We start from the raw sequence: 25,073 nt of genomic DNA, 5'->3' as shown, positions 1-25,073 counted from the left end.
GGCGTTTATTGTGCTGGCAAAGGCTTTTGATAGGAGGGCAGAATTGTTTAAATTGCTGCTGCGCGGTGTTAAAATTAACTCATCGGCAGCAATTCCGTACCGGAAGCCAAATAATTTCTTTCACATTTTCTTGTTCATTCTCCATGATGAAGTACCTCCTGCCTGGCTTGGCTGCCACTTTGCTGCTAGCCAGCTGCGAAACCAAGCGCTCCGAAACCAAAGACCAACTCGGCGAAGCTGGCCAGGATACGGCCGTAATGGCCCGCGATGGCCAGACGGCCAGCCAGATGGCTGGCGATGCCACCGCCTCGGCCGCCGATGCCTGGGACATGACCAAAGCCAAGCTGGCCGATGTGAAATTCAAAGAGGTGACTACCGCTGGCGTAACAGTGCGCGGCGATAGCACCTACAGCGTATACAGCGTGGACGAAACCGTGCTCTTCGATACTGATAAGGCCGAAATCAAGCCCAGTGCGGCCGCCTCGCTCCAGCAAATCACGGCCTCCATCGGCCAGCGCTACGCTACTCAGCAGGTACGGGTGATGGGCTTTGCCGACTCACGCGGCGACAAAAGCTACAACCGCGAGCTCAGCGAGAAGCGCGCCGAAGCCGTGAAAAAATACCTCGTCGATACCGGTAAAATTGCTGGTGCGCGTGTAAGCGTTGAGCCCATGGGTGAAGCCCAGCCCGTAGCAACCAACGCTACCGCCGCCGGCCGCAAGGAAAACCGCCGCGTCGAGATTGCCGTGCGCACCCGCTAGCCTCAGCCATCCGGCGCTGCACTTGCTACAAGGCCCATCCTGTTTTTAGGGTGGGCCTTGTTTGTGGGCCACTAGCAAGGATTGCTCAAGCATGCGCTTTTTCCGGGGCTGAAAGGGGGCATTCTCTGTACTCATCCTGCTTTTCCGTACCTTGCAACTGCCCTAGTCAGGGCTGTTGACATATGAGAAAAAAATACATAACCCTGTTCCTTTCATTAATTGCTTGCAGTACGCTGGCGGCTGAGGCGCAGACCCCCGGTGCCGCTGCCGAAGCCTTGCCGCTAGGCGGCTTGTGGAAAGGAAAGCTGGCGGTGCTGGGCGGGCGGCTGGATTTGACTATCAGTATTGTGCCCTTGGCTGGTGGCAGGTTTTTCGCCGCCCTCGACGTGCCGGCTCAAAAAGTGACCCGTATGATGACGGAGCTGACCGTGCGTGGCGATTCCGTGTTGTTTGTGATGCCCGGCGCGGGCAGCCGTTACGCCGCCCGGTACGTAGCCACCAAGCGCCAGCTCGAAGGTACCTGGACGCAGTCGGGCGTGAAGTCGCCCCTGGAGTTGTACTACGCCCCTATGCCCACGCTGGGCAGTGGCACAACCAGCCGCCTAGCTCCACCCTACCACGAGGAGGAAGTCATGTTCAGCAATCCGGTTTCGCGGCTTAATCTGGGCGGAACCTTCACGGTGCCGCCGGGCAAGGGCCCGTTTCCGGCGGTGGTGCTCGTGAGCGATATTGGCGCGCAGGACCGCGACGGTACCATTGGCAATTTCCACCTGTTGGGTACGCTGGCCGACTACCTTACCCGCCGTGGCATTGCCGTGCTGCGTTACGACGACCGGGGCGTGGGCAAGTCGGGGGGCAACTCGGCCCTGGCTACCACGGCTATGCTGGTGAGTGATGTGCAGGCCGGCATGAATTTTCTGCGCTCGCGCATCGAAGTGAACATCGGCCATATCGGCGTGATTGGCCACGGCGAAGGGGCCGACGTCGCGCTGCTCGCCGCCGGCCAACCGCTGCCGCCGGCCTTCGTGGTCTCAATGGCCGGCTACGGCCTTACGGGCGAGCAGACGCTGCTTCAGCAGCAGGTGGCGCAGCTAAAAGCCAAAAAGCTGGACCCCGCCATTGTGCAGGTCGCCTACGAGCGCCAGAAGACGATGTATGAAATTATCCGGCAGAGCACGCCTTCGCAGGCCCTGTCCATCGTCAGCAACATGATGCGGCAGGACCAGCCCGACCTCACGCCCGAAGCGGCGCAACTGGCCGCCGCCGAGCAGCTCACCCCCTGGCGGCGCTACTTTCTCACCTTCGACCCCGTAGCCGAGCTCGACCAGGTGAAATGCCCCGTGCTGCTGCTCAGTGGTACCGACGATGCCGAAGCCCCCGCCGACCTGCACCTGGTCGCACTGGAAAAGGAGTTGCGCAGCATCAGCCACAGTACGGTGGTGCGGCGTTTGCCCGGTGCCAACCACCTGTTTCAGCCCCCCAAAACCGAGTGGGTGTTGATGAACGGGGAGATGCAGCCCATTCTGGCGCCCGTCGCGGCCGATGCCATCCGCGAATTCATCGAGGGACTAGGGCCGAAAAAGCCCGTTGCCCCTGCCGAAGCCAAGGCAAAATAATCTCGAAGTAAAATGAATAAAGAAAGGCCCTGCTTGCAAGCAGGGCCTTTCTTGTGATGTGGTAATATTGCCCAACAACAGGGCTACTTACTTAATCATGTCTACCTCGGCTCGAATCATGGCGTTGTAGCGCAGGCCCTGGCCGTTGGAGGCGGTGATGAGGCTCCAGCCCTTGCCCATGGTGTAGTTCCAGGTACGGCTTTCCTTAAACTCGTAGGTTGGGCGCATAATCTGGCCGTAGGGCGTGTAATCATCCATGAAGTTGGTAGTGAAGAACTTATCGCCGCTCACTACCCATTCCATGGCCACAAAAAAGCCTTCTTCTGGCGCAATGATGTTGTAGGGCGTCAAATCGACCGTGTACCACTGCCCGCCCTGCGGAGCCGATACTACCACGTTTTCCGTTAGCAGGTCGGTGTTGGGGGCGTTGTAGTTGCCGTCGGCCTTGTAGAGGCGCACCCGGAAAGGCTCGCGGGGGAAACCGTTTTCGCCAATATAAAACGATACCGTACGCACGTTGCCAAGGCGCTTCTTCTTGTCATTTTTCACGAAAAAAGCGTATTGGCTACCCGGCAGGCCCTGAATCATACCCTCGCCTGGGTCGTCGGAGCGCGAGCCCAGGCCCAGGTTTTTCACCTTGCCGGCTTTCACGGTTACGTTGCCCAGGGCTACAGCCCGCTTGGGTAGCTCGATGGTGAGGCTGGCCACGGCCACGCCCCGCTTCACAAGTACGGCCCGGCGGCCGTAGCCCAGCGCCACAACTATCAGCGAGTCGGCCAAATTCTGCGTAGGAGCAGGTACCACGAATTGGCCGTGCTCATTGCTAAGCGCCCCAATTTGTTCGTTTTTAAGACCGATAGAAGTGAAAGGCAACGGTTCTTTGGTATCCTTATCGATAATCACTCCTTTTATCTCCACCTTTTGCGCGCGGGCCAGGGGCACAATGGCAGATAAGAATAATGCTATAAAAAGTAGTCTTGCGTACATAGTTTATCGAGTAGTTCGAACAAAATTACAAATCAAGGGCTGAAAGTTAGTCGTTTTTTTTGCCGCGAGCAAGCAATTGCCGTTTTAGGATTCTGCAAAGATGGATGAATTGTTTGAAATCGAATTATTAGGGGATAAAAAAAATTGCGGGGCTGGTAAGAAAATGTCGGTGTACCTTTGTTTGTATTCTTTCTAAATAAGACTTTCGCGTTTTTACAGTGGCTCTTTTCCGGCGTAATCTTCCTTCTGCTTCCGTTGGGTCTGCGCGGCGTAGCGTGCGCGACTTGCGGTTGGGCGAAACCGGCACCGTATGTTGCCTCGAAGACCCTGAGATGGCCCTCAAGCTGCTGGAGATGGGCTGCGTGCCCGGCGTGCAGATACGCCTGAGCGGCCGTGCGCCCCTCGGCGACCCGCTGATGCTGGTACTGGGCGACCAGGAGTACACGCTTTCGGTGCGGGCCAGCGAGGCGGCCACCATTTTACTGAAAGAATAGCGCGTATGGCGGCAATCGCAGGCAATCCGGCTCCCACTAAGGTCGCCGGCCTTCCGGCCGACTCGCGGCCCCTGCGCATTGCCCTCATTGGCAACCCCAACAGCGGGAAGACGTCGCTTTTTAACCAGCTCACCGGCCTCAATCAGAAGGTGGGCAACTTCCCGGGGGTGACGGTGGACCGCAAAACCGGCGTGGCGCAGCTCACGGCTACTCAGCGGGCCGAGATTATTGACCTGCCGGGCACCTACTCGCTTTATCCGAAGAGCCTGGATGAGAAGGTGATTACGGATTTGCTCTACGACAAAGCCGCCGATAACTACCCCGATTTCGTGGTGGTGACGGTGGATGCTAACAACCTGCGCCGCAGCCTGCTGCTGTTCACGCAGCTCGGCGATTTGGGGTTGCCGGCCGTACTGGCCCTCAACATGATGGACGTGGCCGAGCGCCATGGGGTGAACATCGATTTGCCGGCGCTGGAACGCGAACTGGGCGTGCCCATCATTCCGATGAATGCCCGGAAAGGCATTGGCGTGGCGGCCCTCAAGATTGTGATGGCCCAGCGGCTGGATGCGCCGCCGGTGCGCTTTTGGCAACCCGATGAAAAGGTGCTGCCTCTGGTGCGCCAGATTCGCTACTACTTTGGCCTGCACAACGATTATCTGGCGCTGCACTACGCCCAGCAGTATCGCCAGGTTGGCTTTCTCACGGCTGAGGAAAAGACGCATATTCAGGAACTGACGCAGCAGGCGGGGTTTGATGCCACGGCAGCGCAGGCGGCCGAAACCATTGGGCGCTATGCGCGCATCAACGAGATTTTGCTTGAAACCGTGACGGTGGTGCGGACGGAAAAGCGTGAGCCGATAAGCAACCGGATTGACAAAGTGCTGACGCACTGGCTGGGCGGCTACCTGATTTTTTTGGGAATTTTGTTTCTGCTGTTTCAGGCCATTTTCGCCTGGGCACAATACCCGATGGACTGGATTGACCAGGGGATTTCGGGGCTGAGCGCGGTTATTCAGGCCAACTTTTCGGGGCCGCTGGTGCGGCTGCTCACGGAAGGGGTGCTGGCCGGGCTGGGCGGGGTGCTGGTGTTTATTCCGCAGATTGCGCTGCTGTTTGGCTTCCTGGCCATATTGGAGGAAACGGGGTACATGGCCCGCGTTACCTTTCTGATGGACAAGCTGATGCGTCCGTTTGGGCTGAGCGGTAAGAGTGTGGTGCCGCTGATTTCGGGGCTGGCCTGCGCGGTGCCGGCCATTATGGGGGCGCGCACGATTGAGAGCTGGAAGGACCGGATGATTACGATTTTCGTGACGCCGCTTATGTCCTGCTCGGCGCGCATTCCGGTGTACACGGTGCTGGTAGCGCTGGTGGTACCTGACCAGGCCGCCTGGGGCATTTTCAACCTGCGCGGCGTGGCACTGATGTCGCTGTACCTGCTCGGGCTATTCTCGGCGCTGGGTTCGGCCTGGGTGCTGAAAAAGGTGCTGAAGGCGCGGGAGCGGAGCTACTTCATCATGGAGTTTCCGGTGTACCAGTGGCCGCGCTGGAAAAATGTGGCGCTCACCATCTATCAGAAGGTGAAGACGTTTGTGCTGCAGGCGGGCAAGGTGATTATGGCTATTTCGGTGCTGCTTTGGGTGCTGGCCAGCTACGGGCCGGGCCAGCAGCAAGCCACGGCCGAAGCCCAGGCGCGCCGGGAAGCCACCGCTCGCGGCTGGGATGCGGCCGAAACCAGCCGCCAGGTAGCCTCGGCGCGGCTGGAAACTTCCTACGCCGGTAAGTTTGGCCACGTGCTGGAGCCGGCCATTCGCCCGCTGGGCTACGATTGGAAAATTGGCATCGCGCTGCTCACCTCGTTTGCGGCGCGGGAGGTGTTTGTGGGCACTATTTCCACCATCTACAGCGTGGGGCAGGATGCCGACATGGGCACGCTGCAGCAGAAGCTGAGCGCTGAAAAGGACGCCAATGGGCAGCCATTTTTCACGCCGGCGCGGGCGTTTTCGCTGCTGGTGTTCTACGTATTTGCCATGCAGTGCATGAGCACGCTGGCCGTGACGTACCGCGAAACCAAAAGCTGGCGCTGGCCGCTGGCGCAGCTCGTTTACATGACGGGGCTGGCCTACGCGGCGGCGTTTGTGGTGTACCAGGTGCTGGCGTAGCCAAGCGTTTTCACTCCGGTGGTGCAGGCCTTTTGTGTTGCGCAAAGCCAACTTTAAATAGGTAGCTGGGTTGGGGTAGAAACAGCCATGGCCAAGCGAAACTCGCCCAACGACATCCGGGAAATCGACGACCTCAACCGGCTCGGCGAAATTGTGGTGGACAAACGCAACGGTAAGCGGGCCGATGCCAAGAAGAGCCGGCGCAACCGCCACTACGAGAAGCAGTTTATCAAAGAGGCGCTGAAGGACGACCTGTACGGGAGCGATGCGGCATAGACCGGCAATGTGCGGTTCTTGTGTCATCGGGCAGCGACAAGACCTCCAATTATTACGTCGAGACTGTCCGGTTTGCACGCAGGTGTTCAGAAAAGGACACCTTTTTTCGGCGTTACGGAATCGAATACGGTAATAAAATGCTGAAAATCAATTGATTGAATAAATGGCACGCGGCTTGGCAACAGATGGGAGAACCTCCCTTTCTGCTGCACGAAAATGGACAGAGCCATTGCCAATTCAATTCAAACCCAACGCAAGCGCCGCCGCTGGCTCGCGGTAGCCGGGGCCGTGGTGCTGGTGCTGGGGGCCGTGCTGGCCTTCCGCACGATGCTGAAACCCAGTTTGCGGCGCGCCGATATCCTGACGGCCACCGTGGAAACGGGCGAGGTAGAAGCGGCGCTCACGGCCGCCGGCACCGTGATTCCGGGCCGGGAGGCGGTGCTGACCAGCCCGATTCAGAGCACTATTCGGCGGGTGGCGGTGGCGGTGGGCGCGCGGGTTCGGCCGGGCGAAACCATTCTGGAGCTGGATAAGGAGCTGGCTAATTCCAACCTGGCCAAGCTCGATGATGAGCAGCTGCGTAACCAGAACAAGAACTCGCAGCTGCAGCTGACCCTGGAGCGCAGCCTGACCGATTTGCGCGCCCAGGCCCAAGTGCAGGCCGTGAAAGTGCGCAGCCTGCAGTCGGCCCTGCGCGACGAGCAGCAGCTCTTGAAAATAGGTGGTGGTACCGCCGAAAACGTGCGTCAGGCTGAGCTAAACCTGACCGTGGCCAACCTCGAAGCCGACCGCCTCACGCGCCAGATTCAGACGCAGCAGCGCTCGAATGCGGCCGATGTGCGGGAGCTGGGCTATACGGTTTCGATGCAGCAGCGCAGCATTGCGGAGCTGGCCGGCAAGCTGCGGCAGGCCGACATCAGCAGCCCACAGCCCGGCGTGCTGACGTGGGTGAACGACAATCTCGGCACCACCGTGCAGGCCGGCGAGGCCTTGGCGCGGGTGGCCGATTTGAGCAGCTTTCGGGTGCGGGCCACGATTTCGGATAGCTACGCCGAGGCTCTGCACCAGGGCGACCCGGTGAAGGTTCGCATCAACGACACCGATTTGCGCGGCACGGTAGCCAGCATCAGTCCGAGCGTGGAAAAGGGCGTGGTGACGTTTTTCGCCCAGCTTGATAACCCGCACCACCCGGCGTTGCGGCCCAACCTGCGGGCTGATGTATTTGTGATAACCCGCGCCCACCACGGCGTGCTGCGCGTGAAGAACGGCCCGTTTTACCAGGGCGGCAAGGAACAGCCGGCGTTCGTGCTGACCAACGACGGGCGCGTGGTGCGCCGCACGGTGCGCTTCGGCGACAGCAATTTCGACTTCGTGCAGATTACGGGCGGCCTGCGGGCGGGGGAGGAGATTGTGGTGTCGGACATGAAAGAGCACCTGGATACGCCGGAGCTAACCCTGCACGATTAGCGCCTGATGACCATGAAATACCCTGCCTTTCTTCTGCTGCTGATGGTGTTGCTGACGGGTGGCCGCGTGCTGGCGCAGTCCGCCGCGCCGCCACTCACGCTAGCCGAAGTCATTGCCCAGGCGCTGGCCCACTCGGCCGCCGGCCAGCAAACCGTTACCAACCGTGAAACCGGCTACTGGGCCTGGCGCGGCTACCAGGCCAACTACCGGCCGCAACTGGGCCTGGCGGGCACCCTGCCCAACTTCAGCCGCGTGATTACGCCCGTGGTGCAGCCCGACGGTACCACCGATTTCCGGGCCGTGCGCATCAACAACTCCAACCTGGCCCTGACGCTGAGCCAAAACATCGGGCCGACCGGAGCGCAGGTGTTTGTGGGGGCCGAAGTGCAGCGGTTCGATGACTTTAACGGCAACCTGAAGCGCTACAACAACCAGCCCTTCACGCTGGGCATTGTGCAGCCGCTGGGCCAGTTCAACGGTCTGAAATGGGCGCGGGCCATTGAGCCGCTGCGCTACCAGGAAAGTGCCCGTAGCTACGTGGAGGAGCGCGAAACCGTGGCTCAGCGCGTCACGGAGCTGTATTTCGACGTGCTGCTGCAACAGGTGAACGCCGCCGTGGCCGGCCAGAACGCCGAGGCCACGGCTGAGCTGCTGCGCATTGGCCGCGAGCGGTTTGCACTGGGGCGGCTGTCGCAGAGCGACTTGTTGCAGCTGGAGCTGAACCTGCTCGATGCCCAACAGGCCCGCAATCAGGCCCGGCTCGATGCCGAAATTGCGGCCGTGGCCCTGCAGGCCTACACCGGCCAGCCGGCCGCCGAAGGCCCGCTGGCGCTAGCGGTGCCCGCGCCGGCCCCGCAGCCGGCCGTGCTGCCCACGCAGGCGCTAGCCGAGGCCCGGCAGTACCGCAGCACCACGCTGGCGCTGCGCCGCCGGCTGCTGCAGGCCGAGCGCGACGTAGCCCACGCGCGGGGCACCACTGGCTTTCAGGCCAGCCTCACGGCCAACCTGGGCTACGTGAACCAGGCTGCTGTCTTTGCCGATACCTACCTGAACCTGCAAAACCAGCAGCAGGTGCGCCTGGCCTTTGCGCTGCCGCTCGTGGACTGGGGACGCCGCCAGGCCATTGTGAAAACCGCCGAACTCATCCGCGACCAGACCCGGCACGATGTGGCCCAAGAAACCCAGAGCTTCGAGCAAACCGTGCTCACGCAGGCCGGGCAGCAGCCCGCGCTGGCCGAACAAATTCAGTTGGCTGGTCGCGCCGACTCGCTGGCTCAGCGCCGCTACGACATTGCCCGCGCCACCTATCTGCTAGGCCGCATCAGCCTGACGGATTTGACCCTGGCCTCGGTAGCCAAGGACGGGGCCCGGCGCGGCTACATCTACGCCCTGCGCGCCGGCTGGGTCGCTTACTACCGCCTGCGGGCCCTCACTTTATTCGACTTCGAAAACCAAACGCCCCTCCTCAAATGAACCCGGAAACCGACTTCCGCCACGCCGTGCCTACCACGCCCGCCGCTATGCCTGTTCTGCGTCTGCGCAACATTGAAAAAATCTACCAGACTAAAACCATTGAAACGGTGGCGCTGAATAGCGTGAACCTGACCATTGACCGCGGCGAGTTCGTGTCCATTATGGGACCGAGCGGCTGCGGGAAGTCAACGCTGCTCAGCCTGATGGGGCTGCTCGACGAGCCCACCAGCGGCACGATTGAGGTGGACGGCCGCGCCGTGACTTCCTACTCCGACAAGGAGCTGGCCGGGCTGCGCAACCTCAAAATCGGCTTCGTGTTTCAGAGCTACCATTTGATAAACGACCTTTCGGTGGTGGACAACGTGGAGCTGCCCCTGCTGTACCGGCCCGGCATGAGCGGCCGGGAGCGTCGGCAGCTGGCCCTCGCGGCGCTGGATAAGGTGGGGCTGAGCGCCCGCACCGGCCACTTCCCCAGCCAGCTGAGCGGCGGGCAGCGGCAGCGGGTAGCCATTGCGCGGGCCCTGGCCGGCGGCCCGGAAATCATTCTGGCCGATGAGCCCACCGGCAACCTCGACTCGGTGATGGGCGAGGAGATTATGGACCTGCTGCTGGACCTGAACCGCGAGCAGGGCGTGACCATCGTGATGGTGACCCACGACATGCAACAAGCGCAGAAGACCCAGCGCGTGATTCGATTTTTCGATGGCAGCCAGGTGGGCTGATTCAGGTCACTAAATCATTAGGGCTTCATGCTTCGACTGCACTTGGCACGACGTTCCTGTAAAATCAAAAAAGCCATGTTTTTAAGTTACTTAAAAATCGCCTGGAAGGTGCTCATGCGCCGCAAGTTCTTCACCTTCATCAGCCTGTTTGGTGTGAGTTTCACGCTAATGATTTTGCTGGTGGTAATGGCCATGTTCGACCACCTGGTAGGGCCGGGCACGCCGGCGAAGCGCGTGGACCGGATGCTGTTCGTGAACGTGATTCGGCAGCAGGTAGTGGGCGGGCGCGGCTGGATGAACATGCCGGCCAGCATTCACTTTGTGGACGACTACGTGCGCAAGATGAAAACCCCGGAGTTGGTAGGCATCAGCACGGGCACTTCCAACGCCACGGCCTTCACCCGGAGCAAGCTGCTGGCGCTGGACCTGGCGTACACCGACGGCAACTTCTGGCGCATCATGGACTTTGAGTTTTTGGGCGGGCGGGCGTTTACCGGCGGGGAAGTGAAGAGTGCCCAGCCGGTGTGCGTGCTGAACGAAGCCACGGCCCGCGCCTACTTTGGCAGCACCGCCGTGGTGGGCCGCACCATCGAAATCGACCTGAAGCGCTACCGCGTGGCTGGGGTGGTGCGCAACGTGTCGGCGGCCAAGGTATTTGCGTATGCCGACGTGTGGGTGCCCTACACGCTGAGCCCGCAGCTCTATAAGGACAACCGCCTGAACGGCGAGTTTATTGTGACGTTGCTGGCCCCCTCGGCCGCCGCCGTGCCCGCCGTGCGCGAGGAGTACCAGCAGGTGATGCGCCGGGTGGAAATCCCTAATCCCAAGGAGGTGGAGGCCGTTTTTTCCTACACCGACTCCATTCTGACCAGCTTCACGCGGGCAATGTTCAACAACCTGGATGACGACAACCTCGGCAAGTTTTACCTGCTGGTGGGCGGGCTGGCCCTGCTGTTCATGCTGTTGCCAGCCCTGAACCTGGTGAACCTGAACGTGACGCGCATCCTGGAGCGCTCGGGCGAGATTGGGGTGCGCAAGGCCTTTGGGGCGACGGGCAGCAATTTGGTGAGCCACTTTCTGGTCGAGAACGTGGTGCTGGCCCTGGTGGGCGGGCTGCTGGGGCTGGCGCTGGCCGCCGGGGCGCTGGCCCTGGTGAACGAGGCCCACCCCGTGGCCTACGCGCACTTCGCCCTGAGCTGGTCGGTGTTTGGCTGGGGAGTGCTGCTCACGCTGATTTTCGGGCTGATGAGCGGCGTGTACCCGGCCTGGAAAATGTCGCGCCTGAACCCCGTGGCCGCCCTGCGCGGCAGCGGCGGCGAACAGAAGTAAGCCATTGTGTTGCGCCTGTCATCCTGAGCGCGGCGAAGGACCTTGTCACCATCTCTTTAATTGACTATTGCCAACTGTTGAGCGGCGGTAAGGTCCTTCGCTGCGCTCAGGATGACAGACGGTTTTCCTCCCTGCTTTCCTATCCAAAACTCATGCTCCGCCATCTTTTTACCCTCATCTGGAACCGCAAGCGGGCCAACCTGCTGCTGATTTCCGAAATCTTTTTCTCTTTCGTGGTGCTGTTTGGAGTGGGCACGGTGCTCATCACCACGGCCAAAAACTACTTTGCCCCGCACGGCTTCAACTACGAGCAGGTGTGGCGGCTGGAAGTGCGCGCCGGCCAGAACCTGAAAATGCCCCGCGCCGAGCTCGACGACGTACTGCGGCAGGTGAAGGCCCTGCCCGGCGTGCGCACGGTGACCCTCACCAGTGGCAACTTCCCGTTCATATTCAACACCAACAACTCTAATCTTGCTTACAAGGGCAAGAAAACGCCGCCGGCTAATAACTACGCCGCCGATGACCGCTACGCCGAGGCCATGCAGCTGCACTTGCGCGAGGGCCGCTGGTTTGCCCCGGCCGACGACGGCAGTAACCACCGCCCCGTGGTCATCAGCCAGGACCTGCGTAAAATCATGTTTGGCGACGGACCGGCCCTAGGCAAAATTTTCACCTATAGCGAGCCCGGCCCCAACCCCAAGTCCGAAGACGAGTTCCAAGTGATGGGCGTAGTGGACAACGTGCGGATGGAAAGCGACTTCTCGGCCGCTATCCCCTCGGTGTGGCTACGCCTGCTGCCCTACGACACCACCCATTGGGAAACGGCCAACGTGCTGGTGCGCGTGGCTCCCGGCCAGGGCGGCGAGCTGCAGGAGAAAATAGCCCGCACCGTGGCCGGCGTCACGCGCCAGTGGACCACCGAAGTTCGCGTGATGGACGACGACCGCCTGCACCGCCGCCGCTACACGCTGGTGCCGGTGGTAGGGCTGTGCATCATGGGTCTGTTTCTCATTATTAATGTGGCGCTGGGGCTGTTCGGGGTGCTGTGGTACAACATCAGCCAGCGCCGAGCCGAGATTGGGCTGCGCCGGGCCATGGGGGCCACCGGCGCGGGCATCGGCCGGCAGTTTCTGGGTGAGACGATGGTGGTGACCACGTTTGGCGTGGTGCTGGGCGGGCTGCTGGCGGCGCAGTTTCCACTACTCAATGCCTTCGACCTGCCGGTGCAGCCGTACTTGCTGGCCATTGGCGCGGCGGCAGCGGCGGTGTACGCCATCACAGCTTTATGCGCCTGGCAGCCCAGCCGGCTCGCGGCGGCTATTCAACCGGCTACCGCTCTGCGCGAAGAGTGAGTTTTCCCATTTGTCATCCTGCGCTTGCGCAGGATGACAAGCTTTTCATAACTACTCACCCGCTCCGGTAACGAACCGTTACCTTGGCCGGTACCCCGGGCAACCAAACATTACCAAGCGGCATCTGCCGCTACAGTACTTCCGGCTTTTCTCCCCTTTTTTCTGTTTCAACTATGAAAAACCTTCCCGCCACCGCCTTCTTCTGCCTCCTGAGCACGGGCGTTGCCTTCGCCCAAACCGCTCCGCAGCTACGCGACGTGGCCAGCTTCCATGCCGTGGAGGTGAGCAACGGTATCGAGCTGAGCTTAGCCTCCGGCACCACCCAGCGCGTGGAAGCCAGCGCCGACGATGCCGACCAGCTCGAACGCCTCAAAACCGAAGTGCGCGACGGCGTGCTGAAAATCAGCTTCGACCGCAAGCTGAGCGAAACCTGGACCATGACTAAAACCCGCCACCTGCGCGTGAACGTGACGGCCACCAGCCTCGATGCCCTGCACGCCAGCAGCGGTGCAAAAGCGGAAGTTGTCGGTGCCTTCACCACCCAGAAACTCGACGTGGAAGCATCGTCTGGGGCCACAATCAAGGCTAATTTCAGCAGTACCGACCTGCGCGCTCAGGTGAGCAGCGGTGGCGTGGCCACGCTGGCTGGCAGCGCCCAGCGGCTTGATGTAGCGGCCAGCAGTGGCGGCGTGTTTAGGGGCGATGCCTTGATGGCCCGCGCCTGCGAAGCCACGGCCAGCAGCGGCGGCGATGTGGCCGTGGCCGTGCAGGAAACGCTCACGGCCCACGCCAGCAGCGGCGGCGACGTGCGCTACGCCGGCTCGCCCCGCGTGAGCAAGCGCACCAGCAGCGGCGGCAGCGTGCGAGGGCGGTAGGTTTCGCCCTCAAAGTCTGTCATGCTCATCTGGCGTCCGCGCAGCCGAAGCATCTCTACCGCACCACGCAATCCAATCGATTGGGGATTACTACTGTGGTGGAGATGCTTCGGCTGCGCGGACGCCAGATGAGCATGACGTGCCTTTATTTGGTAAATTTCAAGCACCAGCAACCTACCATGTTTCTCATCGTCGACGACGACCTTGCCATCCGTACTTCGCTGAAGCTGCTGCTGAAACAGGCCGGCTACCCGGCGCAGGCCGTGGCCACGCCCGCTGAGGCCCTGGCCGCCGTCCGCGAAGCCCTGCCCGAGTTGGTGCTGCTGGACATGAACTTCTCGCTCGCCACCACCGGTCACGATGGCCTGGCCCTGCTGCGCCAGCTGAAGGAGCTGGCCCCGCAAGTGCCCGTGGTGCTCATTACCGGCTGGGGCAGCATCGAACTGGCCGTAGCCGGTATGAAGGCTGGCGCGGCTGAGTTCGTGACCAAGCCCTGGCACAACGACTCGCTGCTCCAGACCATCGGCACGGTGCTGGCCCTACAGCAGGCTCCCGCCACGCCCACAGCCCCGGCCGGCCCGGCCAACCCGCGCCACCAGCTCGACCAGCAGTTCCACTTCCAGCCCATCATTGGGCACGATGCCCGGCTGCTGTACATATTGCGTCAGGTGGGCCAGGTGGCCGCCACCGACGCCGCCGTGCTCATCGAAGGCGAAAGCGGCACCGGCAAGGAGTTGATTGCCGAGGCCATTCACCGCAACAGCCACCGCGCCCGCCAGCCCTTCGTGAAGGTGAACCTGGGCGGAATTTCAGCTTCGCTGTTTGAAAGCGAGATGTTCGGCCACCGCCGGGGCGCGTTCACCGATGCCAAAACCGACCGGGTGGGCCGCTTCGAGCTGGCCAACGGCGGCACCATTTTCCTGGACGAAATCGGCGAGCTGGAGCTGGCGAGTCAGGTGAAGCTGCTGCGCGTGCTGCAGGACCGCACCTACGAGGTGCTGGGCGACTCGAAGCCGCGCCGGCTCGATATCCGCGTTATCGCCGCCACCAACCGCAACCTGGCCGAAATGGTGGCGCAGGGCTGCTTCCGCGAAGACCTGTTCTACCGCATCAACCTGATTGCCGTGCGTCTGCCCGCCCTGCGCGAGCGACCGGCCGATATTCCGTTATTAACGCAGCACTTCATCGCCGAGCTGCGCGCCACCTACCAGCGTCCGGCCCTCAAAGTGGGTGCCCGCGCCCTGCACTGGCTGCGCGAGCAGCCGCTGCCCGGCAACATCCGCGAGCTGAAAAACCTGGTCGAGCGCGCCGTGCTCGTCAGCGGCCACGAAGAGCTGGGCCCCGAAGATTTCCAGGCCAACGCGTTGCCGGCCACGACCCAACCCGGGCCCGCGCCTGGCGAATTGCCTGCCCCCGGCTCGATGACGCTGGATGAGCTCGAATCCCACATGATTCGGCAGAGTCTGGTGCACTACGCCGGCAATATCAGCCGCGTGGCCAGGGCGCTGGGGCTGAGCCGGGGGGCGCTGTACCGGCGGCTGGAGAAGCACGGCATTCCGTATGATGCGTAGCGGTGAAGAAAAATAGAACGTCATGCTGAGCTTGTCGAAGCATCTCTACCGCTTCGTTGAACGGCCCTTGCGAAGCGGTAGAGATGCTTCGACAAGCTCAGCATGACGGTTTAGACTCAGTAAACTGACTTAGAAACTGCTGTAAATCAATTACCACTACTGCCCGCGAGATGCTTCGGCTGCGCTCAGCATGATGGCCTTCAATCGTCTATTGGCCTGCTTCTGCTATTATGTCCCTCCGCGTTCAGTTCCTGCTTTTTGCTACCCTCATTCACGTCGTGCTCATTGCGGTGGCGGCCCAGCTGCGCACCACCAACGTGCCGCTGTTTCTGGGGAGCGAGGTGCTGCTGCTGCTCAGTATCACGCTCACTGCGAAGCTCTATCGGGGCTTTGTGCGGCCGTTTGAGCTCATCGCGGCGGGCACGGCGGCCATGCAGGCCCAGGACTTCAGCATGAAGTTCGTGCCCGTGGGCCAGCGCGAGATGGACCAGCTCATCGGCGTGTATAACCAGATGATTGATGCCCTGCGGCGTGAGCGCGTGAGCCAGCACGAAAAAAGCGTGCTGCTCGAACGCCTTATTCAAGCCTCGCCGGCGGGCATTCTCATTCTCGATTTCGAGGGCCGGATTGAAAGCGCCAACGCCGCCGCCGTCCGCTTCATTGGCCAGCCGGCCGCCGCGCTGGCCGGCCAGACCCTCGCCGCGCTGCCCGCGCCCTGGGGCCTGGCCCTGACGGGCTTAGCCGAAAATCAGCCCCAGACGCTACGGCTTTCCGGCTTGGCCACCTACCGGGCCACTGCCGCCCACTTCTTCGACCGGGGCTTCACCCGCCGCTTCGTGGTGCTGGAGGAGCTCACCCAAGAGCTCATCAAGCAGGAAAAGCAGGCCTACGAACAGCTGATTCGGATGATGGCCCACGAAATCAATAATTCCATCGGGGCCATTAACTCCATCCTGCACAGCTTCCAGCACTACGCGCCCCAGCTCGCGCCCGCCGACCAGCCCGATTTCACCGAAGCCCTCGACGTGAGCATAGCCCGCAACACGCAGCTGGCCAATTTTATCGGCAGCTTTGCGCGGCTGGTGCGCCTGCCTCCGCCCGCGCCCCGGCCCACCGACGTGCGCGCCCTGGTCCGCGCCACGGCCCGCCTGCTCCAGCCCCAGAGCGCGGAGCGCCGCATCCGCTGGCACCTCGATTTGCCCGACGAGCCCCTAATGGTCAGCCTCGATGCCCAGCAGCTGGAGCAAGTACTGCTGAATGTGGCCAAAAATGCCCTCGAAGCCATTGGGCAGGATGGCAACATCTGGGTGAGCGCCACGCTCCAACCGCCGGCCCTCACCATCGAAAACGACGGGGCCGCCCTCACGCCCGAAGTGCGGCAGCGGCTTTTCACGCCCTTCTTCAGCACCAAGCGCGACGGGCAGGGCATTGGCCTCACGCTGGTGCGCGACGTGCTGCTGGCCCATGGCTTCACCTTTCGGCTCGATACCAACGCCGCCGGCCGCACGGCTTTTGTGATTAATTTTTATAAAACGGGCTGAAAAAATAAGGGTTAACCAAAATTAATGAATGGATTTGATGGAATAGCCCTTGTACAAATGGGGTTTAGTTTGAAATTGTTGCTTAATTTCGCAGAGTGCCATTATAAAGCGCACCCTGCCATGACACGTAAGCAACTTCTCGCCACTGCCTGCCTGGGCCTGCTGCTGCTCCTGGCCGGCATCGCGGCTTTCCTGCCCCAGAACCACCCCGACGCTAAGCCCAACGCCTTCGAGCCCGCCGACCTGGCCTGGATGCTCTCCGCCTCCGGCCTCGTGCTGCTGATGACTCCGGGCCTGGCCTTCTTCTACGGCGGCATGGTGAGCAAGCGTAATGTGATTTCGACCATGCTCCAGAGCTTTATCGCACTGGGCGTGATTTCGGTGCTGTGGTACGTGGTGGGCTTTTCGCTGGCCTTTGGCGACAGCATTGGCGGCGTTATCGGCAATCCGCTCACGTTTTTCATGTTCAACAACGTGGGCACGGCCCCGCACCCGCGCCTGGCTCCCAACCTGCCGCTGGTGCTGTTTGCGGCCTTTCAGCTCAAGTTTGCCATCATCACGCCGGCCCTTATCAGCGGGGCTTTTGCCGAGCGCATCCGGTTTTGGGGCTATCTGCTGTTCATGTGCCTGTTCAGCCTGCTCATCTACTGCCCGCTGGCCCACTGGACCTGGCACCCCGACGGCTTTCTGATGAAGTGGGGCGTGCTCGACTTCGCGGGCGGCACGGTGGTGCACATCTCGGCCGGCTTCGCGGCGCTGGCCGGGGCGCTGGCCCTGGGCCGCCGCCACGCGCACCTCGAAGGCCACACCCACGTGCCGCCCAACGTGCCGTTCATCCTCCTCGGCACGGGCTTGTTGTGGTTCGGCTGGTTTGGGTTCAATGCCGGCTCGGCCTTGGCGGCCAATGCCACGGCGGTGCAGGCGTTCATGACCACGCATCTGGCGTCGGCCGCCGCCATGCTCACCTGGATGATGATTGAGGCCGTGCGCGGGCAGCGGCCTTCGGCGGCGGGCGCAGCCATTGGCGCGGTAGTGGGCCTGGTGGCCATCACCCCGGCGGCGGGCTACGTGAGCTACGGCCCGGCGCTGTTTATCGGTGTGGTCTCGGCCGCCATCAGCGCCGGTGCGGTCGATTTGAAGAACCGCACTACGCTGGATGATACCCTGGATGTGTTCCCCTGCCACGGCGTGGGCGGCATCGTGGGCATGATTCTAACGGCCATTTTTGCTAAGGAAGGCGGCTTGGCTACTACCGGTTCCTACACGCTGCTGCTGCACCACCTCGGTGCGCTGGCATTTATTTCGGTATTCACTTTCGGCGGCTCCTACCTGCTCTACAAAGTGACCAACGTGCTCATTCCCATTCGGGTAAATGCCACCCACGAGGCCGACGGCCTCGACCTGAGCCAGCACGGCGAAACGGTATTGCCCGCGCCCCAGGAACTGGAGCAACTAGCGCCGGAGCTGCGTTTCGTGGTGCGGGCCTCGTAGGGAAGTGGTTGTCATCCTGAGCATTCTGCGATTTAAGCAGAGACGAAGGACCTTATCACGGCTGAACGACTTGTTCAAACCTGATAAGGTCCTTCATCTCTGCTTAAATCGCAGAATGCTCAGGATGACAGCATATAGCACTACGTCCCAATTATAAACACCGTCGGAATCTTGTGCAGCTCCGGGGCTGGCAGTCGCTTCCAGTCGCTCACGGTCAGCGTCCTGATGAACTCGCCCGCGCCCGTCACTTCGGCCGCCACGCACAGGCGAGTGCTGGGCTGCAAATGCGCCAGCAAATCGGCAAACAGCGCCCCGTTGCGATAGGGCGTTTCGATAAACAGCTGCGACTGCTGCCGCTGCTGCGCCTCCTTCTCCAGCGCCTTGATGGCCGCCACGCGCGGCGCTTTCTCAATAGGCAAATACCCGTGGAAAGCAAACTGCTGCCCGTTCAGACCCGACGCCATGAGCGCCAGCAGCAGCGACGACGGCCCCACCAGTGGCACCACCCGCAAGCCCTGCCGGTGCGCCTCCCGCGCCAGCGCCGCGCCGGGGTCGGCAATGCCGGGGCAGCCCGCTTCACTCAGAATCCCGGCGTCAATGCCTTCTTTCACCAGCGGCGCGAGGGCCGCTTTCACCTCGGCATCGGTGCTGTCTTTGTCGATGACGATGAAGCGGATATCCTCGATGACGCGGTGCGGGGCTACGCTCTTCACAAAGCGCCGGGCCGTGCGGGCATTCTCCACCAGGAAGTAGGGGAGAGCGGCCACAGCGGCTACCACTTGCGGCGGTAGCACCTGCGGGGCCGTGTCATCGGCCAGCGGTGTGGGAATGAGATATAGCAAAGGAACTAAAAATGAAGAATTGAAAATCCGTAACTACCTGGATGTAAAGAAATTTAGAAAGTTAAAAGAATCAATCAAACGGTCATGCTGAGCTTGTCGAAGCATCTCTACCGTTTCGTTGGACGGCTCATGCGAAGCGGTAGAGATGCTTCGACAAGCTCAGCATGACCGTTCTTTTAACTTTCTAAACAGCTTCGGTATGTGCCTCATCTTTAATTTTTAATTATAAAAGTCTTCACCATCTCATAAACTTCCTCCGGCTTCTCGGCGTGCACCCAGTGGCCGGCATCGACCACGGTGGCCACCTGCGAGTTGGGGAAGAGCGTTGGAATGCCGTACAGCCTGTCCTCGGTGGTGATATAGTCCGACTTGCCGCCCCGGATGAAAAGGGCCGGCTTCAGGAACGGCGCGGCGCTGCTTGTGGCCTCGCCAATAGCCGCCAGCTGAGCGGCCAGCACGTTCAGGTTAATGCGCCAGGCGAAGGTATTATCTTCCTTACGGTAGAGGTTTTTCAGCAGAAACTGCCGGGTGCCTACGTTGGGCACGTACTTGGCCAGCGCGGTGTCGGCCTCCTGCCGGTTGGTGCAGGTGGTGAAATCGACGGATTGCAGGCCAGTCAGGATGTCGTCCTGGTGTTCCATGTTGGAAAAGCGCGGGGCGATATCGACGATGATGAGCTTAGCCAGCCGTTCGGGGTGGTCGAGGGCGAGGCGCATGGCCACTTTGCCGCCCATGCTGTGGCCCATAAGCGTGGTATCGGCCCCCAGCTGCAGGTGGTCGAAGAGTTCGAGCACGTCCTGCGCCATGAGGGCGTAGGTGTGCTCGGGCGAGTGAAACGAGCGGCCGTGGTTACGCAAATCCACGCTAATCACGCGCAGGCCGGCTTCGGTGGCCCAGCGGCGCGCCAGACTCTGCCAGTTATCAAGCGTGCCAAACAGGCCGTGGAGGATAACCAGCGGGCGGCCCTGGCCCTGGTCGAGGTAATGAAGTAGCGGCATGGCGCAAAAATAGGTTGCGGGCCAGGGAAAGCCGGTTGTCAGGTAAGGAGCCGGTCATGCTGAGCTTGTCGAAGCATCTCTACCGCAATAGTAATTAGTTGCTTACGCGGTAGAGATGCTTCGGCTCCGCTCAGCATGACGTGCTTTATATAATCGTTGTTACGCGCCCGCCGTAGCCGCCTGGAACACCGGCGCAAACACCGACTGGGCAAATTCTTCCAGCGTGGTGGGCGTGGTGCTGGCCGCGTCGCGCGGAGCAAGTACCATCACCTTCTCCTCGTTCATGCTGCGCGTCATCTCGTCGTAGAGGCTGGCCATGCTTTCGCTCAGGCCCGCGCCCAACATGCCTTTTTTCGCGTCTTCGTAGGAGAAGGGTACGTAGGGCAGCTCGGGCCGGCCAATGGCCTGGCCGATGGCGACCGTAGCTTCCTGCTGCGAGTAGTTGCGTGGGCCCAGCAGGTAGTGCACGGAGTGGCCTTCAAGGGCCGGGCCGTCCAGCAGCGCGGCGGCTTTGGCGGCGATGTCGCGGGTGGCCACCATCGGAAACCGCAGGTCGGGCCGCATGGCCGAGCCGGTGATGCCCATGTGCTGGACCATGCCCACGTTGGCCAGTAGATTTTCCATGAAATAAGCCGGGCGCAGGTGGGCTACATTAAGGCCCCCGATGGCATTGAGGCGGGCTTCCTGGTGGTGCAGGCCCAATACCGGGCCGGTGCCGGCCGGCTCGTCGGCCCCGATGCTGCTCAGATGCACGACTTGTTTCAGGCCTGCATCGCGCACGGCCTGGGCGGTGGCTTCGCCGATTTGGTCCATGTGGGCCAGCACGTCGGGGGCCGTCACATTGGGCGGAATCATGAGGAAGGCCGCGTCGGCCCCGCGCAGGGCCTCGGTGAGGAAGGGTGCGTCGTGGGCATCGCCGGCTTTGGTGATGGCTCCGGCGTGGGCGAGGGCATCGAGGCGGGCGCTGGGCCGGGACACGGCCGTTACCCGGTGGCCCTGCGCCAGCAGGTGATGAACGAGGGCGGTGCCGATGTTGCCGGTGGCGCCGAGGATGGTGATTTTCTTAGCCATAACCGTAAAATGATGAGCCGGGGCAGCGTTGCGCGGCGGCAATACAAAGGTGAATGATTAGCTTTGTTTTTCGCAAGTACCTACTAAAAAGTAGGGTACTTACTTAAAAGTAAAAATTGCTGTTAGTCAGCTAAATAATTTTATGTCGAAACTTACCAAGCAACAGACGGCCGAAGCCTACTGGTCGTCAGCCAGTCCCGAGCGCAGCCTCATTTGCCCCGTGCGCACCACCCTCAACGTGCTGGGCGGCAAGTGGAAGCTGCTCATCCTCTCCTATCTGCTCGACGAGCCCCGGCGCTACGGCGAGCTGCGCCGCCTCATGCCCGAAATCACGGAGAAGATGCTGATTCAGGAGCTGCGCGAGCTGGAAACCGACGGCATCGTGGCCCGCACCGTGCACCAGACCGTGCCACCGCGCGTCGACTACAGCCTGACGGAGCAGGGGCAGCGCGTGCGGCCCGTGTTTGCCGAGCTGCTGGGCTGGGGCATGCAGTACCTCGGCCGGGAGGGCGGCTGCCCACTGCCCGAAACGCCCGCCACAAACGAGGCCGCCGGGTAACTTCACTATTTCAACATCTGCGGTGCGGCACCTTTCATCCCAACTTATTCGGCCTTGTTAGTTCTTCGATTCTGAAACACCTATCTCTACTGTTCGCCGGGGCGCTGTTGGTGGCCCTGCCCGCCGTGGCCCAGGTCACGCCGCCCGGTTCTACCACGCCCGCCACGCCGCCCAACGCCGCCTCGGCTCAGGAGCCGGCTCATCTGCCTAATCCGAACGACCCAGGTGCCCCACGCAAGTGGAGCCTGCACTTTCAGCAAACCCTCATTAGCCAGTGGCACAATAATTTGACTACGCCCTATTCGGGCGACTATAGTCTGGCCGACCGCGAATCAGCTAAGCTCTCCTTTACCAGCACACTCTTCATCGGGCGGCGGCTGTGGCAGGGGGCGGCGGTGTATTTCAACCCCGAAGTGGCAGGCGGCAGCGGGCTAAGCGGCGCGCGCGGCATCGCCGGCTTCACCAACGGCGAAACGTTCCGTATCGGCGACCCGGCCCCTAACCTGTACCTGGCCCGGCTGTACCTGCGCCAGGTGTTTGCGCTGGGAACGGCCACCGACGTGGATTTGGACGACCTCAACCAAGTGGCCGGCCCCACCCCACGCCGCTACTTTGCCGTCAACGTCGGCAAGTTCAGCACTGCCGATTTCTTCGACCAAAACAGCTATTCGCACGACCCACGCACGCAGTTTCTGAACTGGAGCCTGATGAGCGCCGGCGGTTGGGACTACGCCGCCAATACCCGTGGCTACACCGTAGGCGGTGTTTTTGAGTACGTGACGCCCGGTTTCACGGCCCGTTTGGCCTCCACGCTCATGCCTACGGAGGCCAATGGCCCCACGCTGGATTTCCACTACGGCACGGCCCACGCCGAAACCGTAGAGCTAACTAAAGTATACCACCTCCGGGGCCGGCAGGGCACCATCCGGGCGCTGGGCTTCCGCAACGTGGCGGCGATGGCTACCTACAACACGGCTATCCGGTTGGCTCAGCTCACCGGCGAGCAGCCCGACGTGACGCTGGTGCGCCGCGCCGGTCATACCAAAATCGGTTTCGGCCTGAACGCCGAGCAGGAAATTGCCAAAAACGTGGGCTTGTTTGCCCGGGTGAGCTACAACGACGGCAAGAACGAAACCTGGGCTTTCACCGAAATCGACCACAGTGCCAGCCTCGGTCTGGTGAGCACCGGCGACCGCTGGCAACGGCCCGACGACCGCCTCGGTGCGGCCTTGGTCGTGAACGGTATCAGCCCCGAGCACCGCGCCTACCTGGCGGCCGGCGGCTACGGCTTCATCGTGGGCGACGGGGCGCTGAACTACGGCCTGGAGCAGATTGGGGAGGTGTACTACAGCTTCGCGCTGCCCACCTACCACGCCTCCATCAGCCCCGACTATCAACTGGTTATCAACCCAGCCTACAACCGCGACCGCAGCGGGCCAGTGCACGTGGTGGCCCTGCGGCTGCACGTCGAATTCTAGTGAAAGTTGGTCAGGAAAAAAGGTAAAAAAGAATAACTTCGGGCAACCGCTGTAACGCCGCTGGCATCAGGCAGGTAACCGGGTTCATACATTCAACCTTTTCACTTTTTTCGCATGAATAATTTTCGGATTACCTCCCTGTGCGCCAGCCTGCTGGTGTTGGCCGGGGGCGCGCTCTCGTCCTTCACGACGGCCCGACCCCTGGCCGACCGCGAAACCCGCTCGGTGGGCTCATTTACCGAAATCAGCCTCGGCGGCTCGGCCCACGTGGTGGTGAAGCAGGGCAGCCCCCAGAGCGTGGTGGTGGAAGCCAGCAAGGAAGACCTGGCCGATTTTGAAACTGAGGTGCAGGGCAGCAAGCTGCGTCTGGGCTTTCGCCAGAAGCCGGGCAGCGGCATGTTCGACTACAAAAGCCACGGTTCCGTAACGGTATACGTGACCGCGCCCAGCCTGACAGCCCTGCGCGTGGGCGGCTCGGGTAAGCTCGAGGTGAACGGGACGCTGGAGGCCGATGCCATGACGCTGGCCGTGAGCGGCTCCGGCGATTTGCTGGTGCCGCAGCTTAAGGCTGGGCACCTCGAAACGGTCGTGTCCGGCTCGGGCGATGTGCTGGTGGCCGGCACCTGCCCCGGCAACGAAATCCGCATCAGCGGCTCAGGCAAAGTGCGGGCCCACGACCTGAAAACCGAAACCAGCCGCGCCCGCATCAGTGGCTCGGGCAATGCCCATGTGTACGCCAGCCGCTCGGCCGAAGCCACTATTTCGGGCTCGGGCAACATGTACGTGGCCGGTGGGGCACAGCTCAGCAGCACCACGCGCGGCAGTGGCCGGGTCGCGAAGGAATAACGAGCTAAGACACTGTGAAAAAGCCCCGGTCTGCTGCTTGCAGCCGGGGCTTTTTGGTGGGTCGATAATGGCCTGCGAGTATAAAATTCGGGCATATGGCCGGCGCAGGCTGACCGCCGCCGGCCCGGAGCCGTACCTTTACCGGGCCGCAAGGCTTGCCCCAGTTTCTCACCCAATATCATTCTGTGTACCTTCACCATGTGGCGGCCTACCTCCCGGAGGCCGTCGTCACCAATGCTCATTTCACGCGCCTCAATGGCCTGGCCAGCGAGTGGATAATTGAGCGCACCGGCATTGAGGAGCGGCGTAAAGCGGCCCCTGGCGAAAACGCCAACACCATGGCCATTGCCGCCACCCGCGCCGTACTGGCCGCTGCCCCCGCTTTTGCCCAAGCTAGTGTCGACCTTATCGTGGCCGGTACTTACACCCCCCACGACACTATTTTTACGGCTGCCCACGCCGTGCAGCGCGATTTAGGCATCAACGAAATCCCGACGGTGAGTATCTCCTCGGCCTGCTCGTCGCTGCTGAATGCCATTGAAATCGTGGAGGGCTACTTTGCCATGGGCAAGGCCACCCGCGCCGTGGTGGTCGTAACCGAGCACAATACCGCCTACAACAACGAGGAAGATACCATGGCCGGCCACCTCTGGGGCGACGGCGCGGCGGCTTTGCTCATCAGCAAGGAGCGCATTAGTCCCGATGACCTGCACATTGCCGAAGTTATCACCGGTGGGGCAGCCCCCGTGGGCAAAGCCGACGAAGCCGTGACCCTGAAGCCCGTGGAAAAAGGCATTGTGATGCCCTTCGGCCGCGACGTGTTTCAGCAGGCCTGCACTTATATGGCCCGCGTAACCCAAACGCTGCTCGACAAGCACCACATTGCCACGCCCGACCTGACGTACCTCATCCCGCACCAGGCCAACCTGCGCATCTCAAAGAACGTGGCCAAACAGCTTGGCATCGAGGTGGAGCGCACCGTGAACAACATCGAGCGCCTCGGCAACACCGGTTGCGCGGGTGCTGCCATCGGCTTGGCCGAGGTATGGGATAAGCTCAAGGGCGGTGACAAGGTCATCATCACCGTGTTCGGCGGCGGGTACTCGTACGGGGCCATGCTCTTGAATAAGGGTTGATGATTAATGGTCAACGGTTACTAATT

22 protein-coding genes are annotated in these 25,073 nt (G+C 61.7%); 18 read left to right on the top strand and 4 right to left on the bottom strand.

Going from position 1 to position 25,073, the window contains the following annotated elements:
- The first annotated feature begins 143 nt into the window (after positions 1 to 143).
- Complete coding sequence (locus ABIB44_RS06300; protein ID WP_354583786.1) at positions 144 to 761, top strand: OmpA family protein; 618 nt, start codon at positions 144 to 146, stop codon at positions 759 to 761.
- A 290-nt stretch (positions 762 to 1,051) separates the two neighbouring features.
- Positions 1,052 to 2,377 carry an alpha/beta hydrolase family protein gene (locus tag ABIB44_RS06295; protein WP_354583785.1) on the top strand — a complete coding sequence of 442 codons (1,326 nt, stop codon included), beginning with the start codon at positions 1,052 to 1,054 and terminating at the stop codon, positions 2,375 to 2,377.
- Between the two features lie 87 nt (positions 2,378 to 2,464).
- Here the strand turns inward: ABIB44_RS06295 and ABIB44_RS06290 are convergent, their stop codons facing one another.
- The gene (locus ABIB44_RS06290; RefSeq protein WP_354583784.1) at positions 2,465 to 3,319 is read right to left on the bottom strand and encodes a carboxypeptidase-like regulatory domain-containing protein; all 855 of its coding nucleotides are present in this window, start codon (positions 3,317 to 3,319) and stop codon (positions 2,465 to 2,467) included.
- Between the two features lie 320 nt (positions 3,320 to 3,639).
- Here ABIB44_RS06290 and ABIB44_RS06285 point away from each other — a divergent pair, with 320 nt between their 5' ends.
- The 12 genes from ABIB44_RS06285 (at position 3,640) to ABIB44_RS06230 (ending at position 18,117) form a co-directional block, all read left to right on the top strand.
- On the top strand, positions 3,640 to 3,858 hold the full coding sequence (locus tag ABIB44_RS06285; protein WP_354583783.1) for a FeoA family protein: 219 nt from the start codon (positions 3,640 to 3,642) through the stop codon (positions 3,856 to 3,858).
- A gap of 5 nt (positions 3,859 to 3,863) precedes the next feature.
- Positions 3,864 to 6,020 (top strand): ferrous iron transport protein B, encoded by a 2,157-nt coding sequence (feoB, locus tag ABIB44_RS06280; protein ID WP_354583782.1) that lies wholly within the window; start codon positions 3,864 to 3,866, stop codon positions 6,018 to 6,020.
- 87 nt (positions 6,021 to 6,107) lie between these two features.
- Positions 6,108 to 6,296, top strand: coding sequence for a hypothetical protein (locus ABIB44_RS06275; RefSeq protein ID WP_354583781.1), 189 nt, complete (start codon positions 6,108 to 6,110; stop codon positions 6,294 to 6,296).
- A 216-nt stretch (positions 6,297 to 6,512) separates the two neighbouring features.
- A complete protein-coding gene (locus tag ABIB44_RS06270; RefSeq protein WP_354583780.1) occupies positions 6,513 to 7,763 on the top strand; it encodes an efflux RND transporter periplasmic adaptor subunit in 1,251 nt (416 codons plus the stop codon).
- 12 nt (positions 7,764 to 7,775) lie between these two features.
- Complete coding sequence (locus tag ABIB44_RS06265) at positions 7,776 to 9,236, top strand: TolC family protein (RefSeq protein WP_354583779.1); 1,461 nt, start codon at positions 7,776 to 7,778, stop codon at positions 9,234 to 9,236.
- Entirely contained in the window at positions 9,233 to 9,958 is a 726-nt protein-coding gene (locus ABIB44_RS06260; RefSeq protein ID WP_354583778.1) for an ABC transporter ATP-binding protein, read from the top strand. Before ABIB44_RS06265 ends, ABIB44_RS06260 begins: the two co-directional genes overlap by 4 nt.
- A 75-nt stretch (positions 9,959 to 10,033) precedes the next feature.
- Complete coding sequence (locus ABIB44_RS06255) at positions 10,034 to 11,287, top strand: ABC transporter permease (RefSeq protein WP_354583777.1); 1,254 nt, start codon at positions 10,034 to 10,036, stop codon at positions 11,285 to 11,287.
- A gap of 152 nt (positions 11,288 to 11,439) precedes the next feature.
- Positions 11,440 to 12,639, top strand: coding sequence for an ABC transporter permease (locus ABIB44_RS06250; protein WP_354583776.1), 1,200 nt, complete (start codon positions 11,440 to 11,442; stop codon positions 12,637 to 12,639).
- 173 nt (positions 12,640 to 12,812) lie between these two features.
- The gene (locus ABIB44_RS06245) at positions 12,813 to 13,514 is read left to right on the top strand and encodes a head GIN domain-containing protein (protein ID WP_354583775.1); all 702 of its coding nucleotides are present in this window, start codon (positions 12,813 to 12,815) and stop codon (positions 13,512 to 13,514) included.
- Positions 13,515 to 13,693: 179 nt separating this feature from the next.
- Complete coding sequence (locus tag ABIB44_RS06240) at positions 13,694 to 15,085, top strand: sigma-54-dependent transcriptional regulator (RefSeq protein WP_354583774.1); 1,392 nt, start codon at positions 13,694 to 13,696, stop codon at positions 15,083 to 15,085.
- Between the two features lie 230 nt (positions 15,086 to 15,315).
- Positions 15,316 to 16,626, top strand: a complete 1,311-nt coding sequence (locus tag ABIB44_RS06235) for a sensor histidine kinase (protein ID WP_354583773.1) — start codon at positions 15,316 to 15,318, stop codon at positions 16,624 to 16,626.
- Positions 16,627 to 16,746: 120 nt separating this feature from the next.
- Positions 16,747 to 18,117 (top strand): ammonium transporter, encoded by a 1,371-nt coding sequence (locus ABIB44_RS06230; protein WP_354583772.1) that lies wholly within the window; start codon positions 16,747 to 16,749, stop codon positions 18,115 to 18,117.
- 140 nt (positions 18,118 to 18,257) lie between these two features.
- Here ABIB44_RS06230 and ABIB44_RS06225 read toward each other — a convergent pair whose 3' ends face one another.
- The 3 genes from ABIB44_RS06225 to ABIB44_RS06215 all read right to left on the bottom strand — a co-directional run bounded on the left by ABIB44_RS06225 (position 18,258) and on the right by ABIB44_RS06215 (position 21,028).
- Positions 18,258 to 18,959 carry an SAM-dependent methyltransferase gene (locus tag ABIB44_RS06225; protein ID WP_354583771.1) on the bottom strand — a complete coding sequence of 234 codons (702 nt, stop codon included), beginning with the start codon at positions 18,957 to 18,959 and terminating at the stop codon, positions 18,258 to 18,260.
- A gap of 212 nt (positions 18,960 to 19,171) precedes the next feature.
- Positions 19,172 to 19,957: an alpha/beta fold hydrolase gene (locus tag ABIB44_RS06220; RefSeq protein ID WP_354583770.1), complete on the bottom strand. Its 786-nt coding sequence runs from the start codon at positions 19,955 to 19,957 to the stop codon at positions 19,172 to 19,174.
- A gap of 159 nt (positions 19,958 to 20,116) precedes the next feature.
- Complete coding sequence (locus ABIB44_RS06215; RefSeq protein WP_354583769.1) at positions 20,117 to 21,028, bottom strand: NmrA family NAD(P)-binding protein; 912 nt, start codon at positions 21,026 to 21,028, stop codon at positions 20,117 to 20,119.
- 142 nt (positions 21,029 to 21,170) lie between these two features.
- Between ABIB44_RS06215 and ABIB44_RS06210 the strand changes: the two genes are divergently transcribed.
- The 4 genes from ABIB44_RS06210 to ABIB44_RS06195 all read left to right on the top strand — a co-directional run bounded on the left by ABIB44_RS06210 (position 21,171) and on the right by ABIB44_RS06195 (position 25,047).
- Positions 21,171 to 21,587, top strand: a complete 417-nt coding sequence (locus ABIB44_RS06210) for a winged helix-turn-helix transcriptional regulator (protein WP_354583768.1) — start codon at positions 21,171 to 21,173, stop codon at positions 21,585 to 21,587.
- 110 nt (positions 21,588 to 21,697) lie between these two features.
- Positions 21,698 to 23,065, top strand: a complete 1,368-nt coding sequence (locus tag ABIB44_RS06205; protein WP_354583767.1) for a carbohydrate porin — start codon at positions 21,698 to 21,700, stop codon at positions 23,063 to 23,065.
- 114 nt (positions 23,066 to 23,179) lie between these two features.
- Positions 23,180 to 23,911 (top strand): head GIN domain-containing protein, encoded by a 732-nt coding sequence (locus ABIB44_RS06200; protein WP_354583766.1) that lies wholly within the window; start codon positions 23,180 to 23,182, stop codon positions 23,909 to 23,911.
- A gap of 185 nt (positions 23,912 to 24,096) precedes the next feature.
- Positions 24,097 to 25,047 (top strand): 3-oxoacyl-ACP synthase III family protein, encoded by a 951-nt coding sequence (locus ABIB44_RS06195; RefSeq protein ID WP_354583765.1) that lies wholly within the window; start codon positions 24,097 to 24,099, stop codon positions 25,045 to 25,047.
- Positions 25,048 to 25,073 lie beyond the last annotated feature (26 nt).

It is taken from the genome of Hymenobacter sp. UYCo722 (assembly GCF_040547115.1).
Taxonomy (GTDB): Bacteria; Bacteroidota; Bacteroidia; order Cytophagales; family Hymenobacteraceae; genus Hymenobacter.
This window is presented reverse-complemented; position numbering and strand designations above follow the sequence as displayed.